Genomic DNA, 19,389 nt, shown 5'->3' with positions numbered 1-19,389 from the left:
CTAGTTTGCTATCACGCCGTAAAGGTCGTGCGCGTCCGCGTCCTCTATCAGCACCTGCGCGAAATCGCCAGCCTTCAGCGTGGCTGGCACGTTGCGCAGATAGACTGCGCCATCGATCTCAGGCGCATCGGCCTGTGACCGCGCGGTGGCACCGATGTCGCCGTCCTCGTCCGGCTCGCCCACTTCGTCGACGATCACCTTGATCGTCCTGCCGATCTTGGCCGCCAGCTTGGCCGCGCTGATGCGCTCGGTGGTTTCCATCAGCCGGGCATAGCGCTCTTCCTTGACCGCTTCAGGCACGGGGTTGGGAAGGTCGTTCGCAGCGGCACCTGCCACGGGCTCGAACCGGAAGCCGCCGACGCGATCAAGCTGCGCCTCTTCCAGCCACTCCAGCAGATACTCGAAGTCGGCCTCGGTCTCGCCGGGGAAGCCGACGACGAAGCTTGAACGGATAGCGATATCCGGGCAGATTTCGCGCCAGGCCTTGATGCGGTCCAGCACCTTGGCTTCGTTCGCCGGGCGCTTCATCGCGCGCAGCACGTTTGGGCTGGCGTGCTGGAACGGGATGTCGAGATAGGGCGTCACCAGTCCCTCGGCCATCAGCGGGATCACCGCGTCGACGTGGGGATAGGGGTACACGTAGTGCAGCCGCACCCACGGCGTCTCGCCTTCCGGCGTGCGCAACTTGCCCAGTTCACGGGCGAGGTCGGTCATGTGCGTGCGGACCGGGTTGCCCTTCCACATGCGCTCTTCATGGCGCACGTCCACGCCATAGGCCGAAGTGTCCTGGCTGATCACCAGCAGTTCCTTCGTGCCTGCCGCCACCAGCTTTTCGGCCTCGCGCAGCACGGCGTCGATCCGGCGGCTGGCCAGCTTCCCGCGCAGGCTCGGGATGATGCAGAACGCGCAGGCGTGATTGCAGCCCTCGGAAATCTTGAGGTAGCTGTAGTGGCGCGGGGTGAGCTTGATGTCCCCCGGCTCGGCCTGCGGGATCAGGTCGATATAGGGGCCCATGCTCGGCGGTGCGGCTTCGTGCACGGCCTCGACCACCGCTTCATACTGATGCGCGCCGGTCACGGCGAGGACCTGCGGAAACTTGGCGCGGATCACGTCCGCCTCGTTGCCCATGCACCCGGTCACGATCACGCGCCCGTTCTCGGCAATCGCCTCGCCGATTGCGGAAAGGCTCTCTTCCTTGGCGGAATCGAGGAAGCCGCAGGTGTTGACCAGCACCACGTCGGCACCAGCATAATCGGCGCTCATCGCATAGCCGTCGGCGCGCAGGCGGGTCAGGATTCGTTCGGAATCGACCAGCGCCTTGGGACAGCCGAGGCTGACCATGCCGACTTTGGGGGCTTCGGGAATTTCGAGAGGGGGAATCTGGCTTGCCATCGTGGCGCGGCCCATAGGCTAAAAAGCACGCCACGTCACCATTGGCCCGCTTGGCGTTGCCTTCCGCGTTTCTCAGGCGTAGCAGATGGTTGCAGCGGGGGCTTGGCAAAGAAGGAAAAGATGGGCCCGGTCAACTGGATAGCCGTCGTTGTTGCAACGCTTTTTGCGCTTGGTGCGTCAGCCCTTTGGTATGGCCCGCTGTTCGGCCGTGCCCGGCTGGAGGAAGTCGGCCCCGGCAAGCTCGGCATTCGCCGCTCGCCTGCGCGAACCGCTGCGATCACTGCTGCGCTGCTGTTCATTTCCGCCAGCATGATGGGCCACATGTTCGCCCGCGTCGGGGCGGCCACGCTCGACGTGAAGTGGTGGCTCTACTTCATGATGTCGGGCGGGCTTGCCATCGCCTTCATCATCCCCTCGCTGTGGATCAGCTACAGCCAGCAGCGCATCAGCACGCGCCTCGCATTGATCGACGGTGGCTTCTGGCTCGCCGCCTACCTCTCGATGGGACTCGCGTTCATGCTTCTCGGCCAGTAGCCGGGGTCGGGGCGATCTCGACGATCTCGTCGCCATCCTCTAGCCGTTCGGCAGCCGCTTCCCAGAAGCCGATGACCGTGCCGCGCCGATAGATCCTCAAGCCTCGCCCGCCGCTGGCCAGCGCCGCCAGCGGACGGCCGACTTCCTCGGGCCGCACCTTGCGCTCCACCAGTTGCACCCGGCCTTCGACCGAGGCGAGATCGGTCAGGTATTCGGCGACGTGCTTGCCATGCGCGGACCCGGCCATCAGCAGCCCGGTAAAGCGCACGGGGTTGATGACCGTGCTGGCCCCGGCCTGGCGCGCCAGATCCTCGTTGTCCGCCGCGCGCACCACGGTGCTGATCGGCACGCCCGGCGCCAGGTGCCGCGCGGTCAGCGTGATCAGGATCGAGGTATCGTCGCGCCCGGCCGAAACCAGGATGGCGCAGGCCCGGTCGATGCGCACGTCGACCAGCGTGGCATCGCGCGTGGCATCGCCAGCCATGACATTGCAGCCGATGTTGGCCGCTGCAGCCAGCGCGCTTTCCGAAGGATCGATCACCACGATGCAGCCCGGATCGGTGCCCCGCGCGACCAGTTCGGCCACGGCTTCGGCCCCCGATACGCCAAAGCCCAGCACCACGATATGATCGGTCAGGTTCTTCTGGATCTGCGCCATGCGAAACCGCTCCCAGGTGCGCTTGATGATGAAATTGTAGGCCGTGCCGACGAAGATGAAGATCACCGCCACCCGGATCGGCGTGACGATCACCGCCTCGATCAGCCGCGAACGGTCGCTCACCGGGGCGATGTCGCCAAAGCCGGTGGTCGTGATCGAGATCATCGTGAAGTAGACCACGTCGAGGAAACTGATCGTCCCGTCATGGCTGTCCTTCAGCCCGGCCCGGTCGATCCAGTGGACGGCCACCACGATCGCCACCAGCGCGAAAGCCGCACCCAGCCGCAGGCCAAGGTCGGCCCAGACCGAGACCTTCAGCGTTCGCCGCAACACGTTCATCGGCTTGCGCCCGCCACGGCGGAGAAGGTGAAGGTCCATCAGCGCTACAACCGCGGCGGCAGGTATAGTTCCGGATCGCGCGGCACATTGTTGCGGCGCAGCTCGAAATGAACCGTAGGCCGCTGCACTTCACCGCTTTGCCCGACCAGCGCGATGCGCTCGCCTTTGGTCACGGCCTGCCCTTCCTTCACCGTCATCATGCCAAGATAGGCATAGGCCGTGACGAAGCCGCCGCCATGATCGATCAGGATCAGCTGCCCGAAGCGCTCGGGCTCCTTGCCGGCATAGAGCACCGTGCCCGCCGCCGCCGCCCGTACTTTCTGTCCGGGGTGGGCAATCAGGTCGATCCCGTTCGAAGGAATGCCTGCCACCTTGTCGCGATAATGGCTGACGACCGCGCCTTCGGTGGGCCAGCCGATCTTCGGTGCGTCGGATTCACGCGGCGCAAGCGGCGCGCGCGCAGGCGGGGCGGGTCGCAGCGTCGGGGCAGGGCGGGGCACGGCCTTCGGAGTTTCGACCGCAGCAGCCGAGGCGGAGGGCTTTGCCGGAGCCTTGGGCGCACCCTTGGGCGCGCCTTTGGGTTCTGGCCGCTTCAGCACCTGCCCGATGCGGATGACGTAAGGGCTGGGGATCGCGTTCGCCTCGCCCAGCGTCGCCATGTCCACGCCCCAGCGCCGCGCGATGTCCGAGAAGGTATCGCCCGCCTGCACGGTATAGGTCCAGGCCACGATCGGCGGGCGCGCGCCCTGCGCAACAGCCGGTGCCGCTGCCAGCAGCGCAAGGCCTGCCGCCAGCGCGCGGATCACGCCAGCGGTTCGAGGCGGGGCAGCCCGCCCATGTAGGGGTGCAGCACTTCCGGCACGTCCACCGATCCGTCCTCCCGCTGGTAGTTCTCCAAGACTGCCACCAGCGTACGGCCCACGGCAAGGCCCGAACCATTAAGAGTATGAACGAACTCGGTGCCTTTTGCCCCTTCCGGGCGATAGCGCGCATTCATCCGCCGCGCCTGGAAGTCGCCACAGTTCGAACACGACGAGATCTCGCGATAGGCGCCCTGGCCCGGCAGCCAGACCTCGAGGTCATAGGTCTTGCGGGCGGTAAAGCCCATGTCGCCGGTGCACAGCAGCACCTTGCGATAGGGCAGGCCCAGCGCCTGCAGCACGCCCTCGGCGCAGGCGGTCATGCGCTCATGCTCGGCTTCGGAATCCTCGGGCTTGGTAATCGAAACCAGCTCCACCTTCTCGAACTGGTGCTGGCGGATGAACCCCCGCGTATCGCGCCCCGCCGCACCGGCCTCCGAGCGGAAACACGGCGTCAGGGCCGTCATGCGCAGGGGAAGCTGGGCCTCGCCCAGAATCTGGCCCTGCACCGCATTGGTCAGGCTGACCTCGGCGGTCGGGATCATCCAGCGCCCGTCCGTGGTCTTGAACAGGTCTTCCGAGAACTTGGGCAATTGCCCCGTGCCAAACACCGCCTCGTCCTTGACCAGCAGCGGCGGGATGCATTCCAGATAGCCGTTCTCGCCGGTCTGCCGGTCGAGCATGAACTGCGCCAGCGCCCGGTGCAGCCGCGCCATCCCGCCCTTGAGGAACGTGAATCGCGCGCCCGAAATCAGCGCGCCGGTTTCGAAGTCGAGGCCGAGCGCCGGGCCGAGATCGGCATGCTCCTTCGGCGTGAAGCTGATCTCGCGCGGGCTTCCCCAGCGCAGCAATTCGGCATTCTCGCTCTCGTCCGCACCCTCCGGCACATCAGCGGCAGGCGCATTGGGATAGGCGGCCAGTGCAGCGTTCTGCTGCGCCGTCAACTGGCGCTCTTCCTCCTCCAGCGAGGGCAGTTCCACCTTCAGCGCCGCCACTTCGGCCTTCAGCGCTTCGGCCGTATCCTTGTCGCCCTTGCTCATGGCCGCGCCAATGGCCTTGGATGCTTCATTGCGGCGGGCCTGCACTTCCTGCATCCGCGTCGCGATCTCGCGACGGCGCGCGTCGAGCGCGAGGATGGCTTCAGCAGCAGGCTCCACCCCGCGGCGGGCGAGGGCGGCATCGAACGCGGCGGGGTTTTCGCGGATCAGGCGGATATCGTGCATGGCGCAGCGCTATGCCGCCTCGCGTCTCCCGGCGCAACCCGCCCTCGGCGCTCTTACATGCGGGGGCAGGTATTCATGCCCAGCAGCGAATAGAGCGGGCAGGTGCGCATCAGGCCGGTCAGCAGCGGCACCACGCCGATCCATCCGAAGGGTGTCTGCGGCCCGACGAAAACGAGCGCGATCAGCACAAGACCCAGCACGATGCGAGCCGCGCGGTCGATCCCGCCAACATTGGTCTTGAACATGGGTCTGGTCCTCCTTGCGAACCAGCCCATGATGCCGCGTTATATTAGAAGTTCCTTGATTTCGCGCAAACCGCACTCATTCCTCTCTCTCACCCTCGCTGGTCTCCTCGCTCGAATGGGAAAGGCGCGATGCATCCTGCGTCCTGTCCTTGCGCACCCCTTCGCTGGGCTCCTGCGAGGAAATCGCCTGCATCCGCCGCTGCTCTTCCGGATACTGCTCGGGCGTCACGCTTGAATTGATCTTGGTGGTCGCGTGGACTTCGCTGTTGAGGCTTGCGTTGTCGCTCTTCGGCTCCAGCGGTGGCGTGCGTTCATCCTTGTTTTGCATGGATATTTCTCCGTGGGGGAGAAAGACCAATCCACCTGGGCAACGCGCGGTTCCGCCAGATACAGAAAAGCCCGCGATCTCTCGCGGGCCGTTTCTGGTGGGCGCGACAGGGATTGAACCTGTGACCCCACCCGTGTGAAGGGTGTGCTCTACCGCTGAGCTACGCGCCCGTCAGAGCAAGGTCGGCGTTCCGACCGCTTGACAGGGGCGGGCCTCTACGACGCTCCGCTTCGATTGACAAGTGGGGCAATCAAGATATTTGCGCCCTCCATGAGCGACGAAACCATTCAGCCCGAAACCTCTGGTCCCGACGTCCCGCCGGACCGTCTCGCGATCAACCCGCGCAGCCCCTATTTCGATGCGGACAAGCTGCGCCGCGGCGTCGGCATCCGCTTCAAGGGCGTGGTGCGCAACAATGTCGAGGAATACTCGATCTCCGAAGGCTGGGTGCGCGTGCAGGCGGGCAAGAGCATGGATCGCAAGGGCAACCCGCTCACGATCAAGCTCAATGGCCCGGTCGAAGCCTGGTACGAAGACCTTGGGCCAGACGCGCCCGTCGCCAAGGCCTGACTTCCCGATCCTCCCTGTTTTCACGAAGTGCAAACGGGGAGGGGAACCGCCAGCAAGGCTGGTGGTGGAGGGGCACTCTTTGCCTTTGCCCCTTACCGCGGCAATAGCCGCCCGCGCTCCCGCGTAACCAGCGCGGTAAGCCAGTCCTTGAACGCCCGCACGCGCGCCAGGTTGTGCGTGTCCTTGTGCGTCACCAGCCAGAACGATCGCGTCACGCGGGCGGCGGGCAGGACCGGCACCAGCCATTTGTCCGAATCGCCGATGAAGCATGGCAGCACGCCGATGCCCGCCCCCGCCGCGATCATGCGGTGCTGCGCGATGATCGAGGACGAGCGCAGGTTCGCGGTCAGGTCCGGTTCGATTTCAGCGAGATAGCGCAGTTCCGGCGCATAGAGCAGATCGGGGATATAGCCCACCAGCCGGTGTCCGCGCGCGAGTTCGGCTGGCTTTTCCGGCAACCCCTTTTGCGACAGATACCCGCGCGTCGCGTAAAGCCGCAGCGTGTAGTCCGAGAGCTTGCCCGCGATCACCGGCCCTGCGCGCGGGCGCGATAGCGTGACCGCAAGGTCGGCTTCGCGCTTGGACGGGCTGAGAAATCCTGAAGAAGCAACGAGATCGACCATCAGCCTCGGGTTGGCCTCGACAAAACTGCGCAGGGCAGGGGCAACAATCCAACTCCCGAAGCCTTCGGACAGACTCACCCGCAAGTTACCGGCAACTCCCCCCACACTCGCGGCATTCTCGGCGATGCGACTGGCGGCCTGGTCCATCGCCTCGACCTCGGCCAGCATCGCCTCGCCCGCCTCGGTCAGGACCTGTCCTTCGCGCGTCTGTTCGAACAGCGTGGCGCCGGTGCGAGTCTCGAGCCGCCGCAACCGCCGTCCGATTGTCGTGGCATCGACGCCCATGCTCGCCGCTGCCCGCGCGAGTTGTCCGGCGCGCGCCACCGCGAGAAAGGCCTGAAAATCGTTCCAGTCGCTCGACTGCATCCGGTCACCTGCAAATTTGCAGGTAGACCTCGCACATTCGCTTGTTGCCTGCAATCTCCGGCGGGCGCATCACGCTGCGCAAGTCTTGGTGAAAGAGGATTTCTGATGCGTCTCGTAGACCACTTCATCGTCGGCGGCCCCGGCGGCGCGCCCGCCCGCAAGAGCCCGATCTTCGATCCCAACAACGGCGGCGTGCAGGCCGAAGTCGCGCTTGGCACCGCCGAAACGCTCGAGCGCGCCGTGCAGGCCGCCCTCAAGGCGCAGCCCGCCTGGGCCGCCACCAACCCGCAGCGCCGCGCCCGCGTCATGTTCCGCTTCAAGGAACTGGTCGAAGCCAACATGGACAGCCTCGCCCACATGCTCTCGTCGGAGCACGGCAAGGTCATCGCCGACTCCAAGGGCGATATCCAGCGCGGCCTTGAGGTTGTCGAATTCGCCTGTGGCATCCCGCACGTGCTCAAGGGTGAATACACCCAAGGCGCCGGCCCCGGCATTGACGTCTATTCGATGCGCCAGCCGATCGGCATCGGCGCGGGCATCACGCCGTTCAACTTCCCCGGCATGATCCCGCTGTGGATGAGCGCGATTGCCATCGCCACCGGCAACGCCTTCATCATCAAGCCTTCCGAGCGTGACCCCTCGGTCCCGGTGCGCCTGGCCGAACTGTTCATCGAAGCGGGCCTGCCCGAAGGCATCTGCCAGGTCGTCCATGGCGACAAGGAAATGGTCGACGCGATCCTCGATCACCCGGCCATCGGCGCGGTCAGCTTCGTCGGCTCGTCGGATATTGCCCACTACGTCTACAACCGTGGCGTCGCCGCCGGTAAGCGCGTGCAGGCCATGGGCGGTGCCAAGAACCACGGCATCGTCATGCCGGACGCCGACCTCGATCAGGTCGTCAACGACCTGTGCGGCGCGGCCTTCGGCTCGGCTGGCGAGCGCTGCATGGCGCTGCCTGTCGTCGTGCCGGTGGGCGAGGATACCGCCAACAAGCTCCGCGCCAAGCTGATCCCGGCAATCGAAGCCCTGCGCGTCGGCGTCTCGACCGATCCCGAAGCGCACTACGGTCCGGTCGTGACCCAGGCGCACAAGGAGAAGGTCGAAGGCTGGATCGGCAAGTGCATCGAGGAAGGCGGCGAACTCGTCGTCGACGGCCGCGGCTTCACGCTGCAGGGGCATGAGGAAGGCTTCTTCGTCGGCCCGACGCTGATCGACCATGTCACGCCCGACATGGACAGCTACCACAACGAGATCTTCGGCCCCGTCCTGCAGATCGTCCGCGCCAAGGACTTCGAGGAAGCGCTCGCGCTGCCGTCGAAGCACCAGTACGGCAACGGCGTTGCCATCTTCACGCGCAACGGCCACGCCGCGCGTGAATTTGCTGCCCGCGTCAATGTCGGCATGGTCGGCATCAACGTGCCGATCCCGGTGCCGGTTGCCTACCACACCTTCGGCGGCTGGAAGCGGTCTGCCTTCGGCGACACCAACCAGCACGGCATGGAAGGCGTGAAGTTCTGGACCAAGGTCAAGACGATCACCCAGCGCTGGCCGGATGGATCGCCCGACGGCGGCAACGCGTTTGTCATCCCGACGATGGGCTGACCTGAGGCCTCATGGAAAGGATCGCTCCGGTGCGCGTTGGTTATGCCATCAACCACACCGGAGCACTCCCGATGAAGCATCTCGCTCTTCCCCTGCTGATCCTGCCGCTGGCGCTTGCCGCGTGTTCAGACCCTTCGCCCGAGCCCAGCGCTTCGGCGACGCCCAGCCTCGCGCCCATGGTCAGCGAGAGCGAGGCGATGGCCGCGCCGGTCGCCCCCGGCGCCAGCGAAGCCGCGCCGATCACCGCCGCCACCTTCCCTGCAGCCATGCGCGGCAAGTGGGCGATGAGCCCGGCGGACTGCGACCCCACCACCGGGGCCGACAAGGGCGCGCTGACCATTGGCGAGAAGTCGGTGAAGTTCTACGAATCCGTGGCTGACCTGACCAACGCCAAGGTCGCCACGCCCACCGAAGTGCGCGCCGTGTTCGATTACGAGGGCGAGGGCATGAAGTGGCAGCGCGATGCTAGCTACAAGCTCGAGGACGGCGGCAAGACGCTGGTGCTGACCGAATTTGGCGATGACGCACCGCAGGGCCCGCGTCGCCACAGCCGTTGCAAGTGAGGGGAGCCGTGATGAAGCCTGCAATCATCGCCATTGCCGCTCTGGCCGGTCTTTCGGCCTGCACGCAAGCCACACCGCCGCCGCAAAAGGATCTTCCCGCCATGCCTCAGGGAACCTGCAATGCCGATGCGGTCCAGTCGCATGTCGGCCACAAGGCCACTGCCGCCAGCGGTGCCGAGCTGATGCGTCTGTCCGGCGCCCGCACCCTGCGCTGGGTGCCGCCGCGTTCAGCCGTGACGATGGACTACCGCGCCGACCGGCTGACGGTATCCTATGATGACAACTACACGATCGTCCGCATTTCCTGCGGATAGGTCTGGACAGCTTGGGCGGTGGACCATATCCGCCGCCCATGCTTCAGTTTAAGGGCACGGTTAATTCCGTGTGACGGGAAAAGACAGATGACCGACCAGTTCGCGCTGACCGAAGACCAGATCGCCATTCAGGACATGGCCCGCCGCTTCACCGCCGATGCCATTACCCCCTTTGCCGCGCAGTGGGACGAAGACCACACCTTCCCGCGCGAGACGATCAAGGCGGCCGCCGAACTCGGTTTTGCCGCGATCTACGTCAGCGAGGAATCGGGCGGCATTGGCCTTGGGCGTCTCGAAGCTGCGCTGATCATGGAAGCCATGGCCTATGGCTGTCCGGCGACCAGCGCGTTCATCTCGATCCACAACATGGCCGCGTGGATGATCGACACCTTCGGCGGCGACGAGATCAAGGGGCGCTACCTTCCCGATCTGGTCACCATGGACAAGATCGCCAGCTACTGCCTTACCGAGCCCGGTTCGGGCTCTGACGCAGCCGCGCTCAAGACTACCTCCCGCCTCGATGGTGACCATTACGTCGTCAACGGCACCAAGCAGTTCATCTCGGGCGGTGGCGTCAACGATATCTACGTCACCATGGTCCGCACCGGCGACGAAGGTGCGCGTGGCATCTCGTGCCTCGTCATCGACAAGGACATGGACGGCGTCAGCTTCGGCGCGCCCGAACGCAAGCTTGGCTGGAATGCCTCGCCCACCGCGCAGGTGATCTTTGACAACGTGCGCGTTCCCGTCGCAAACCGGGTCGGCGCCGAAGGCGATGGCTTCAAGTTTGCGATGGCCGGGCTCGATGGCGGTCGCCTCAACATCGGTGCCTGTTCGCTGGGCGGTGCGCAGCGCTGCCTTGATGAGGCGATCGGCTACGTCAAGGATCGCAAGCAGTTCGGCAAGTCCATTGCCGAATTCCAGAACACCCAGTTCGTCCTCGCCGACATGGCGACCGACCTCGAATCCGCCCGCGCGCTGCTCTACATGGCAGCCGCCAAGGTGACCTCTGGCGCGCCCGACAAGACGCGTTTCTCGGCCATGGCCAAGAAGCTGGCGACGGATAACGGCTCGTCGATCGTCGATCGCGCGCTGCAGATGTTCGGCGGCTACGGCTACTTGCGTGATTACCCGATCGAGCGCTTCTGGCGCGACCTGCGCGTCCACCGCATCCTTGAAGGCACCAATGAAGTCATGCGCATGATCGTGGGAAGGGACCTGCTGAAGTGACCGACGAAGTTCTTGGCCGGCGAGAAGGCGCAGCTGGTATCCTCTCGCTCAACCGCCCCCGCTCGATCCATGCGCTGACGCTCGACATGGTCCACGCCATGACCGCATCGCTCCTAGAATGGCGCGGTGACGATGGCGTCGCGGTCGTGATGATCGACCATCAGCTGCCCGCCGATGGCGATCCCAAGCTGTCGCGCGGTTTCTGTGCCGGTGGGGATATCGCCTTCCTGCGCAATTCCGCGCTGAACGATGGCGGCACGTCTGGCCGCAAGTTCTTCCACGACGAATACCAGCTCAACCACTTGCTGATGACCTACGGCAAGCCCGTGGTCGCCTTCATGGATGGCATCACCATGGGCGGCGGCGTCGGCATTGCCGGCCCTGCCACGTTCCGCGTCGCCACCGAGAACACCAAGCTCGCCATGCCCGAAACCGGCATCGGCCTGTTCCCGGACGTTGGCGGCGGCTGGTTCCTCTCGCGGCTCAAGGGCCGCCTCGGCCAGTACCTCGCGCTGACGGGTGCGCGGCTCGATGGTGCGGAATGCGTCTGGGCCGGTCTTGCCACGCACTACCTGCCATCGTCCAACCTGGCCGAAGCCAAGGCCCGTATCGCCGCCGATCCCGAGAACATCCCGGCAATCCTGCGCGAGCTTTCGACGGTCCCGCCCGAGCCCAAGATCGCCGCCCACGCCGCCGCCATTGCCCGCCTGTTCGCCTCTGACCGCTACGAAGACATTCTCGCCGCACTCGAAGCCGACGGCTCGGACTTTGCCGCCGAAACCCTCAAGACGCTCCACACCAAGAGCCCGCAGACCTGCAAGGTCGCCCTTCGCCAGCTCGCCACCAGCCTGACGCTGCCGGACTTCGCAGCCAACATGGCGATGGAATACCGAATCGGTGCGCGGGTGCTGACGCTGCCGGACTTTGCCGAAGGCGTTCGCGCCGTCATTGTCGACAAGGACCACGCCCCCAAGTGGTCGCCCGCCACGGCGCAGGGCGTCACCGACGACCTGCTTGACCAGATTTTCGCGCCGCTGGGCGCTGCTGACGAATGGAAACCGCTATGACTTACGAAACCATCCTCGTCGAACAGAAGGGTGCCGTCACCCTCATCACGCTGAACCGCCCGCAGGCATTGAATGCGCTCAACTCGCAGGTGCTGGCCGAACTGATCGAGGCCTTTGCCGCCTATGAAGCCGACGCCTCGCAGCGTTGCGCGGTGCTGACCGGCTCCGGCGAAAAGGCCTTTGCCGCCGGCGCCGACATCAAGGAAATGTCGGAAAAGCCCGCTGCTGATTTCTACAACGAGGACTTCTTCTCGAAGTGGACCAGCCACCTCGTCAAGACCACGCGCAAGCCGTGGATTGCGGCGGTCAACGGCTTCGCGCTGGGCGGCGGTTGCGAACTCGCGATGATGGCCGATTTCATCATCGCTTCGGATAACGCGAAGTTCGGCCAGCCCGAGATCAAGCTTGGCGTGGCGCCGGGCATGGGCGGCTCGCAGCGCCTGACCCGCGCCGTGGGCAAGGCCAAGGCGATGGACATGTGCCTCACCGGCCGCATGATGGACGCCGCTGAAGCCGAGCGTTCGGGCCTCGTCACCCGCGTCGTGCCGCTGGCAGACCTGCTCGCCGATGCGCTCAAGACCGCCGAGACGATTGCTGCGATGCCGCCGATGGCCGCTGTCGCCAACAAGGAAATGGTCAACGCCGCGTTCGAGACCACACTCGACCAGGGCCTCCTGTTCGAACGCCGCGTCTTCCAGATCCTCACCGCCAGCGAAGACAAGGCCGAGGGCATGAAGGCCTTCATCGAAAAGCGCCCCGGCGTGTGGAAGGGGCGGTGATAGCCTCGCTATTCTTTATCGTCTTCGGAGGCTTTCTGAGCTTCACGGCGATACTGAATTGGCGGCACCGGCGCGAAGAGAAGATCAACTTGCTGGAGGCTGCGATTCTCAAGGCAACGGGGGCAGAACCACTCCCGCTTACGCGCTTGGATCGCATCCTTCAGACATTCCACATCATCATGGCGTCCATCTTCGGCCCGGTCCTGCTGTTTCTGGGCATCGCAATGATGGCTGATCAATCGGGAATCATACCATGAAAATCGCATTCATCGGCCTTGGCAACATGGGTGGCGGCATGGCCGCGAACCTCGTCAAGGCTGGCCACGACGTTCACGCCTTCGACCTTGCCGAAGCGGCGCTCGAACGCGCGAAGGAAAACGGCTGCACCACCTACACCTCGGTCAAGGAAGCGGTGCAGGGGGCGGATGCGGTCGTCTCGATGCTGCCCAACGGCGCCATCGTGAAGTCGGTCTACAGCGCGGACGTGATCGGCCAGGCGCCGACCTCCGCACTGCTGCTCGATTGCTCGACCATCGACGTTGCCACTGCGCGCGAAGTCGCCACGGCGGCTGATGCTGCGGGCTATGTCATGGTCGACGCGCCTGTCTCTGGCGGGATTGCTGCGGCAAATGGCGGGACCCTGACCTTCATGGTCGGCGGCTCCGACGAAGCCTTCGCGCGCGCCGAGCCGATCCTTGCCGCCATGGGCAAGGCGGTGATCCATGCCGGGGCCAGCGGGGCAGGGCAGGCCGCCAAGATCTGCAACAACATGCTGCTGGGCGCCTCGATGGTCGCCACCTGCGAGACCTTTGCCATGGCCGAGAAACTCGGGCTCGACCTGCAGACCTTCTACGACATCTCGTCAAAGGCTTCGGGCCAGTGCTGGTCGATGACCTCGTACTGTCCGGTCCCCGGCGTCGGTCCACAGAGCCCCGCTGACAATGGCTACCAGGGCGGCTTTGCCACCGCACTGATGCTCAAGGACCTGAAGCTCGCCATGGCCGCTGCAAAGGACGCCGGCGCCGATGTGCCGATGGGCCAGCGCGCGGAAGAGCTCTATTCGGCTTTCGCCGACGCGGGCAACGCCGGCCTCGATTTCTCGGCCATCATCAAGTCGCTCTAAGCTGGTGCCCCCCGCGAAAGCGGGGGCCTCGGTCGCGCTGGTCAGCGCGTCTTTGCTGCGATGATCCGTCCGATCGGATCGTTGGCCAGACCGCCCGTCGCCTTTGCCACCGGCTTCACCGCCGCAGCCTTGGGCGCCTCGTACCGATAGGCGAGTTCGCGCCGCACCGGCGCAGGCTTTACCGTCACCTCCGGCCGAATGCCCTTGAGGAAATCCGCCCCTATGGCCTTGCGTGGCGCTGCCACCGCCTTGGGCTTGTCCGCCGAGGCCAGCAGCGTGACCCGCTCCTTCCGGCCCGGCTTGTCCGGATAGATGAAGCCGTTGACCGGCCAGGCTGTGGTGCCAAGGTTGCCGATAGGGGCGTACCAGACCCGCACTTCCGACCAGTCGTTCGCTTCGGACACGTCCACCGCGCGCACGTTGTCCTCGATCTGCCCGCGCCGCCCGTCGATGGGCGACCAGTTGGCATGGCGCAGCAGCACGGTGCGCGAATCGATCACCCGGCTCACGGCTGCCACATGGCCCAGTTCCATCCGGCCATAGGGTGCAAAGCTCATCACTGCGCCCACTTTCGGGCGGTGGCCGCGGGCATAGCGCCCCTCGGCCTGGTCCCACCAGGTCAGCGCATCGCCGAAGATCTGGATGCCGCTGATCGAGCGCGCATAGGGCACGCACTGCAGGTAGGGCAGGGGCGCGTCCTCGCCGCGATAGTCCGAAGAACTGGCGGAAAAGCCCCGCTCCCCGCGCATTTCGGGCATGTCCACGGCTTCGGCCATGGCGTTCCCGCAAGGCAGCGCGGCGGCGATCACGACAAAGATCCGGAACCCTCTCATCACGCCTCGGAGTAGAAAGTTTAGGTCAATGTAATGTTGCGCAGATTGGTTAATGGTCAGCTAAACAATAGTTAGCCCTGTGCGCCGCCCTTGCCTTTCGCCGCACAAACAGCCACGGGAGGCCCATGCGCCCTCAGGTCATCATTATCGGACGCCCGAACGTCGGCAAATCGACGCTGTTCAACCGCCTCGTCGGCAAGAAGCTGGCGCTGGTGGACGATCAGCCCGGCGTGACGCGCGACCGTCGCTTCGGCGATGCCACGCTGCTCGGGCTGGATTTCACCATCGTCGATACCGCGGGCTGGGAAGATCTCGATCCCGACACGCTGCCCGGCCGCATGCGCCAGCAGACCGAAGCTTCGCTGGTCGGCGCGGACGTCGCGCTGTTCGTGATCGATGCGCGCGCCGGCGTCACCCCGCTCGACGAGGAAATCGCTCGCTACTTGCGCCAGAGCCGCGTTCCCATCGTGCTCATGGCCAACAAGGCCGAAGGCCGCCAGGGCGATCCCGGCATCTACGACGCCTTTGCCTTGGGCTTTGGCGAACCCGTCGCCTTCTCCGCCGAACACGGCCAGGGCCTTGCCGACCTGTTCGAAGCGCTGCGCCCGCATCTTGAACCCAAGCAGGTCGAAGAGGACGAAGACGCCGAGGTTGAAGGTGACGAGGAGGAATTCGATCCCGAATCCGTCCTCAAGCTGGCCATCGTCGGCCGCCCCAATGCGGGCAAGTCCACGCTGATCAACAAGCTGCTGGGCGAAAACCGCCTGCTCACCGGGCCTGAAGCTGGCATCACCCGCGATTCCATCGCCATCGACTGGCAGTGGTTCGATCCCGAGCGGGAGGGTTATCGCCCGGTCCGCCTGATCGACACGGCGGGCATGCGCAAGAAGGCCAACGTCACCGAGAAGCTCGAGAAGATGTCGGTCGCCGATGCGCGCCACGCCATCGACTTTGCCGAAGTCGTCGTGCTGACACTGGATGCCACGCGCGGGCTGGAGCATCAGGACCTCAAGATCGCCTCGATGGTGCTCGAAGAGGGCCGCGCGCTGATGATCGCAATCAACAAGTGGGACGTGGCCGAAGACCCCTCAGGCTTGTTCCAGGGCATCCGCAAGGCGCTCGATGAAGGTCTCGCACAGGTGCGCGGCGTGCCGCTGCTCGCCATCTCGGGCCGCACCGGCAAGGGGCTGGACGATCTGCTCAAGGCGGCGTTCGAGATCCGCGCCGCATGGTCGAAGCGCGTGCCGACCGCCGCGCTCAACCGCTGGTTTGACGATGCGCTCGCCGCCAATCCGCCGCCCGCACCCGGTGGCCGCCGCATCAAGCTGCGCTACATCACCCAGGCCAAGACGCGCCCGCCCGGCTTCGTCCTGTTCGGCACCCGGCTTGATCAGCTGCCGGAAAGCTATCGCCGCTATCTGGTCAACGGCATCCGCCGCGAACTCGGCTTCGATGCCGTGCCGATCCGCCTGACGCTGCGCAGCCCCAAGAACCCCTTCGCGAAGTAGGCGCACATGCCCGACGCCGCACTCCCGCTAAACCGCACCTCGCTCCCGCAAGGGCTGGGTGGGGCGCTGTGGCGCGGCATTCGCGGCAAGTGTCCGCGCTGCGGCGGCACGCACCTGTTCACGCGCTTCCTCAAGCCGGTCGACCGTTGCCGCCTGTGCGGCCAGAACTGGACGCTCCACGCGGCTGACGACTTCCCGCCCTACATCTCGATCCTGCTGACCGGCCACATCATGGCCCCGGTGATCATCGAACTCGGCCTCCACACCGGCCTTCCGGGCTGGGCGATGATGCTGATCGTTGCGGTCTTGGCGCTGGTGCTGCTCATTGGCCTGCTGCAGCCCGCTAAGGGCTGCGTGATTGCGCTGCAGTGGTGGCTGGGGCTGCAGGGCTTTGCTGGGCGGGCTGGGAAGGCTGAGGCGGAGGCAACTACCTGATCCTCCCTGTTTTCGCGAAGCGCAAACGGGGAGGTGGCAGCGCGAAGCGCTGACGGAGGGGTAGCGGCCCCTCCACCACCCGCTTTGCGGGCGGTCCCCCTTGTATCTTGAAAATGGTGCATGATGCGATTGCGGGAGGCTCCGCTAGCGGAGCCTCCCGCCCGTTCGCGAGCCCGTGTCCCCCTTGGTCGTAGCAGCCCGCTGGGGAGCTTGGGCCCGGACGGATCTTCATCAACCCGAACGGTTGCACGGGGCGTTGACCCCGCACACGCAAGGATGGGAACGGAGATATGGCACAGCACGATCAATTTGTCGGTATCGATGTCAGCAAGGCGCGGCTTGATGTCTGTCTGTGGCCGCAGAATGAGGCCTGCGCTTTTGCCAACGACCGGGATGGCTTGCGAGCCTTGATCCGGTGGCTTCGCCGCGTCAGACCCCACGCAGTCGGCTTCGAGGCTTCGGGTGGTTATGAACGCGCTCTGCTGACGGCTCTATGCGAGGCAGACCTGCCCGCTCGACGCGTCAACCCGATGCGCGTGCGCCAGTTCGCCCGCGCTGCCGGGATTCTGGCCAAGAACGACAGGATCGATGCTGCAGCGATCGCGCATTTCTGCGCTGCGCTGCCCCAGCGCGAGGTGGTCCACGATCCTGCCCGCGCCATGCTCGGCGAACTCGTCACGGCACGCCGCCAGCTGTGCGAGGAGCGCACCCGCTGCGCCAACCAGGCCGAGCAGACTGCCAGCGCGCTGCTCAGGCGGATCGCTGCACAGCGGATCAAACGGCTGTCAGCCGAGATCGCGCTGGTTGAAGCAGAGATCGCACGCCTGATCGCGGATCACCCCGAACTTGCCGAGCGCAACGCAATCATGCGCTCGGTGCCAGGCGTCGGGCCGACAACCGCGGCAACGCTCCTCGCGTTCATGCCGGAACTCGGTGCAATGAGCGCCCGACAGGCCGCATCGCTCGTCGGCGTCGCGCCTTTCGATTGCGAAAGCGGGGCCTTCAGGGGCAAGCGACGCATCGCCGGAGGGCGCAAACCTCCCCGCGATGCACTCTATATGGCCGCCCTCGTCGCAAGTCGGCGCAACACCACAATGGCCGTCGCATACCACAATCTGAAAAACGCCGGAAAACCAGCAAAAGTCGCCCTCGTTGCGATCATGCGAAAACTCATCACAGCTCTCAACGCCATGATCCGAAACAAACAGAAATGGGCTGCCACATAGACGGTTGCTCCCCGTTTGTCCTTCGGAAAAACAGGGAGGATCGCATTCCTCGCCTACCTGCTTCCATCGTAGCCCCGGGCGAAGACCCGGGGTCCCGCTTTTGCCCTTTACGCACCGCCAGAAGAAGCGGGACCCCGGATCAAGTCCGGGGTGACGAGCACCTTCACCGGCGGATGGTTTGGCACCCATTCGTAACCGTAATGCGCGGTTTCAGTTTGACCAAACCTGCAAAGGGCAGCTGCGAAAATTTGGTAAAGAGCGGCCATTCGAAGAAGTAGGTCGTGTGCTTCCATGACCGCAACGCCCGCTGGCTCTCCGGGGTCATCTCCAAGGTGCCCTTGGCATCGGGCCTGAATCGAGCCGAGACGAAAGGGTCGGAGTAGTAATGTCCCCTCCGCACGACCTCCTTGACGGTAAGGTTCGCGCCAAAGGTGTAGGTGTCTTCAACATAAGCGTCTTCGCTTTGAGAGAAGACGACGAGCTTTGTGATTGTGTCACCGCGAAGTTGCAACCAGGCTGACTCGACCGATGTGAAGCGCTCGCTTTTCATTGCTGCCTTTGCGCTCTCCTTTGATAGAAACGCACACCAGGTTTCCTGCGCTCCGCTCTCTGCCTCCAGAGTGACGTCAGAATAGAACCATACTTGGCGTGAAGGCGCAGTTTGCGCATGGCACCATGTGCTCATCGAGAAGCACGCCAACAGGGCTACGACCGGACGCGCCAAGCTTTTGATCCTCACAAAAAATTATTCGGCCAGATCATCGTCCGCCACATATGCGCCGTGGGTGAGCTGTCAAAGCCCAGCCCCTCCTCAGGCTCGCGGAAGTTCCGTGCGATGACGCCTTCCAGTTCCTCCGGCTCCACCACCGGGAAATCGTCGAAGAAGTAGGTGTCGTAGAGCGTGACCTGCCGCGCCGTCATGTACCATTCGTGGCCGCGCGCGTATTCGGCATCGCGCAGCAGGTATTCGGGCACCTGATAGTCCGGTCCGAAGAACTTGTGGTAGCTGTCGGGATAGGCATAGCCGACGCTCTCATCGGGCACATAGCGCAGAGCCTGATGGTACTTCACCGCGAAAGCCACTTCCGGATCGACATAGGGCGCGATCAGTTGCGCGCTCCAGTAGCCGTGGTCGCAGCGGACAAGGCAGCCGTTGGAAATGTCGTGCAGCAGGCAGGCGAGCACGACCTTTTCCGGCAACCCATCGTCCAGCGCGCGCTTGGCGCTGACCAGCAGGTGCCGCACGGTGATATCGCCGAAGCGGTGGCGGAAGAAATCGAGCAGCCGAGGGCGTTCGGGCATGCGGGGCAGGGCGGGATTGTCGCCCATCATGAACACCGTCTTCGGGTTCAGCAGCTTGAGCAGTTCCGCCTCGTTGTCGACGAAGTCGGTGCCCTTCCAGCCCACCGGCGAGGGATAGATCAGCCTCTCGCGCCCGGCTTGCGGCCAAGGGCGTTCAATCTCGTTATCGTTCATGGGGGAAGGGTAGGCGGGGTGGAGTTCGACGGCAAGCGTCGGAGCCCACCCCCAGCCCCTCCCGCCTGCGGGAGGGGAGATGAGGGCGCTCTTAC

The 19,389-nt window shown here is 65.0% G+C and carries 23 protein-coding genes and 1 tRNA gene; 12 read left to right on the top strand and 12 right to left on the bottom strand.

What is annotated here, in order from left to right:
- Entirely contained in the window at positions 1–1,407 is a 1,407-nt protein-coding gene (gene rimO / locus ACZ1JY_RS07360; protein WP_465130825.1) for a 30S ribosomal protein S12 methylthiotransferase RimO, read from the bottom strand.
- Between the two features lie 87 nt (positions 1,408–1,494).
- On the opposite strand from rimO, the gene ACZ1JY_RS07355 reads away from it, so the two are divergent.
- Positions 1,495–1,926 carry a DUF1761 domain-containing protein gene (locus ACZ1JY_RS07355; RefSeq protein ID WP_465130824.1) on the top strand — a complete coding sequence of 144 codons (432 nt, stop codon included), beginning with the start codon at positions 1,495–1,497 and terminating at the stop codon, positions 1,924–1,926.
- Here the strand turns inward: ACZ1JY_RS07355 and ACZ1JY_RS07350 are convergent.
- The 6 genes from ACZ1JY_RS07350 to ACZ1JY_RS07325 form a co-directional block, all read right to left on the bottom strand.
- Positions 1,907–2,962 (bottom strand): potassium channel family protein, encoded by a 1,056-nt coding sequence (locus tag ACZ1JY_RS07350; protein WP_465130823.1) that lies wholly within the window; start codon positions 2,960–2,962, stop codon positions 1,907–1,909. The genes ACZ1JY_RS07355 and ACZ1JY_RS07350 overlap by 20 nt on opposite strands.
- Positions 2,963–2,967: 5 nt before the next feature.
- On the bottom strand, positions 2,968–3,729 hold the full coding sequence (locus ACZ1JY_RS07345; protein WP_465130822.1) for a peptidoglycan DD-metalloendopeptidase family protein: 762 nt from the start codon (positions 3,727–3,729) through the stop codon (positions 2,968–2,970).
- Positions 3,726–5,006 carry a serine--tRNA ligase gene (gene serS / locus ACZ1JY_RS07340; protein ID WP_465130821.1) on the bottom strand — a complete coding sequence of 427 codons (1,281 nt, stop codon included), beginning with the start codon at positions 5,004–5,006 and terminating at the stop codon, positions 3,726–3,728. Before serS ends, ACZ1JY_RS07345 begins: the two co-directional genes overlap by 4 nt.
- 53 nt (positions 5,007–5,059) lie before the next feature.
- A complete protein-coding gene (locus tag ACZ1JY_RS07335) occupies positions 5,060–5,251 on the bottom strand; it encodes a YgaP family membrane protein (protein WP_118073214.1) in 192 nt (63 codons plus the stop codon).
- Positions 5,252–5,327: 76 nt separating this feature from the next.
- Positions 5,328–5,579: a hypothetical protein gene (locus tag ACZ1JY_RS07330; protein WP_465130820.1), complete on the bottom strand. Its 252-nt coding sequence runs from the start codon at positions 5,577–5,579 to the stop codon at positions 5,328–5,330.
- A 95-nt stretch (positions 5,580–5,674) separates the two neighbouring features.
- A tRNA-Val gene (locus ACZ1JY_RS07325) sits at positions 5,675–5,749 on the bottom strand.
- A 100-nt stretch (positions 5,750–5,849) separates the two neighbouring features.
- On the opposite strand from ACZ1JY_RS07325, the gene ACZ1JY_RS07320 reads away from it, so the two are divergent.
- The gene (locus ACZ1JY_RS07320) at positions 5,850–6,149 is read left to right on the top strand and encodes a DUF3297 family protein (protein ID WP_118073216.1); all 300 of its coding nucleotides are present in this window, start codon (positions 5,850–5,852) and stop codon (positions 6,147–6,149) included.
- 92 nt (positions 6,150–6,241) lie between these two features.
- Here ACZ1JY_RS07320 and ACZ1JY_RS07315 read toward each other — a convergent pair whose 3' ends face one another.
- Entirely contained in the window at positions 6,242–7,138 is an 897-nt protein-coding gene (locus tag ACZ1JY_RS07315) for a LysR family transcriptional regulator (protein WP_118073217.1), read from the bottom strand.
- 105 nt (positions 7,139–7,243) lie between these two features.
- Here ACZ1JY_RS07315 and ACZ1JY_RS07310 point away from each other — a divergent pair, with 105 nt between their 5' ends.
- The 6 genes from ACZ1JY_RS07310 (at position 7,244) to ACZ1JY_RS07285 (ending at position 12,693) form a co-directional block, all read left to right on the top strand.
- Positions 7,244–8,740 (top strand): CoA-acylating methylmalonate-semialdehyde dehydrogenase, encoded by a 1,497-nt coding sequence (locus tag ACZ1JY_RS07310; RefSeq protein ID WP_084280332.1) that lies wholly within the window; start codon positions 7,244–7,246, stop codon positions 8,738–8,740.
- A gap of 11 nt (positions 8,741–8,751) precedes the next feature.
- Complete coding sequence (locus ACZ1JY_RS07305) at positions 8,752–9,303, top strand: hypothetical protein (protein ID WP_118073219.1); 552 nt, start codon at positions 8,752–8,754, stop codon at positions 9,301–9,303.
- A gap of 11 nt (positions 9,304–9,314) precedes the next feature.
- A complete protein-coding gene (locus tag ACZ1JY_RS07300; RefSeq protein WP_465130819.1) occupies positions 9,315–9,617 on the top strand; it encodes an I78 family peptidase inhibitor in 303 nt (100 codons plus the stop codon).
- A gap of 87 nt (positions 9,618–9,704) precedes the next feature.
- The gene (locus tag ACZ1JY_RS07295) at positions 9,705–10,847 is read left to right on the top strand and encodes an acyl-CoA dehydrogenase family protein (protein WP_465130818.1); all 1,143 of its coding nucleotides are present in this window, start codon (positions 9,705–9,707) and stop codon (positions 10,845–10,847) included.
- Positions 10,844–11,914: an enoyl-CoA hydratase/isomerase family protein gene (locus tag ACZ1JY_RS07290; protein WP_465130817.1), complete on the top strand. Its 1,071-nt coding sequence runs from the start codon at positions 10,844–10,846 to the stop codon at positions 11,912–11,914. The genes ACZ1JY_RS07295 and ACZ1JY_RS07290 overlap by 4 nt, the downstream gene beginning before the upstream one ends.
- The gene (locus tag ACZ1JY_RS07285) at positions 11,911–12,693 is read left to right on the top strand and encodes an enoyl-CoA hydratase-related protein (protein WP_465130816.1); all 783 of its coding nucleotides are present in this window, start codon (positions 11,911–11,913) and stop codon (positions 12,691–12,693) included. Before ACZ1JY_RS07290 ends, ACZ1JY_RS07285 begins: the two co-directional genes overlap by 4 nt.
- Before the next feature lie 8 nt (positions 12,694–12,701).
- Here the strand turns inward: ACZ1JY_RS07285 and ACZ1JY_RS07280 are convergent, their stop codons facing one another.
- Positions 12,702–12,932 (bottom strand): hypothetical protein, encoded by a 231-nt coding sequence (locus ACZ1JY_RS07280; protein WP_465130815.1) that lies wholly within the window; start codon positions 12,930–12,932, stop codon positions 12,702–12,704.
- A gap of 14 nt (positions 12,933–12,946) precedes the next feature.
- On the opposite strand from ACZ1JY_RS07280, the gene mmsB reads away from it, so the two are divergent.
- Entirely contained in the window at positions 12,947–13,816 is an 870-nt protein-coding gene (gene mmsB, locus ACZ1JY_RS07275) for a 3-hydroxyisobutyrate dehydrogenase (protein ID WP_465130814.1), read from the top strand.
- 41 nt (positions 13,817–13,857) lie between these two features.
- Here the strand turns inward: mmsB and ACZ1JY_RS07270 are convergent, their stop codons facing one another.
- Positions 13,858–14,649, bottom strand: a complete 792-nt coding sequence (locus tag ACZ1JY_RS07270; protein WP_465130813.1) for a CHAP domain-containing protein — start codon at positions 14,647–14,649, stop codon at positions 13,858–13,860.
- Positions 14,650–14,774: 125 nt separating this feature from the next.
- On the opposite strand from ACZ1JY_RS07270, the gene der reads away from it, so the two are divergent.
- The 3 genes from der (at position 14,775) to ACZ1JY_RS07255 (ending at position 17,818) form a co-directional block, all read left to right on the top strand.
- Positions 14,775–16,157 (top strand): ribosome biogenesis GTPase Der, encoded by a 1,383-nt coding sequence (der, locus tag ACZ1JY_RS07265; protein WP_118073224.1) that lies wholly within the window; start codon positions 14,775–14,777, stop codon positions 16,155–16,157.
- Between the two features lie 6 nt (positions 16,158–16,163).
- Entirely contained in the window at positions 16,164–16,592 is a 429-nt protein-coding gene (locus ACZ1JY_RS07260) for a DUF983 domain-containing protein (RefSeq protein WP_465130812.1), read from the top strand.
- Positions 16,593–16,882: 290 nt separating this feature from the next.
- The gene (locus tag ACZ1JY_RS07255; protein ID WP_465129402.1) at positions 16,883–17,818 is read left to right on the top strand and encodes an IS110 family RNA-guided transposase; all 936 of its coding nucleotides are present in this window, start codon (positions 16,883–16,885) and stop codon (positions 17,816–17,818) included.
- Positions 17,819–17,981: 163 nt separating this feature from the next.
- On the opposite strand, the gene ACZ1JY_RS07250 is transcribed toward ACZ1JY_RS07255, so the two are convergent.
- Positions 17,982–18,542: a hypothetical protein gene (locus ACZ1JY_RS07250; RefSeq protein WP_465130811.1), complete on the bottom strand. Its 561-nt coding sequence runs from the start codon at positions 18,540–18,542 to the stop codon at positions 17,982–17,984.
- 11 nt (positions 18,543–18,553) lie between these two features.
- Positions 18,554–19,294: a hypothetical protein gene (locus tag ACZ1JY_RS07245; RefSeq protein ID WP_465130810.1), complete on the bottom strand. Its 741-nt coding sequence runs from the start codon at positions 19,292–19,294 to the stop codon at positions 18,554–18,556.
- Between the last annotated feature and the right edge of the window lie 95 nt (positions 19,295–19,389).

Source organism: Novosphingobium sp. BL-A-41-Hi4B-X5A (genome assembly GCF_055521705.1).
The sequence above is the reverse complement of the archived record's forward strand: the minus strand, read 5'-3'. Positions and strand labels throughout refer to the sequence as shown.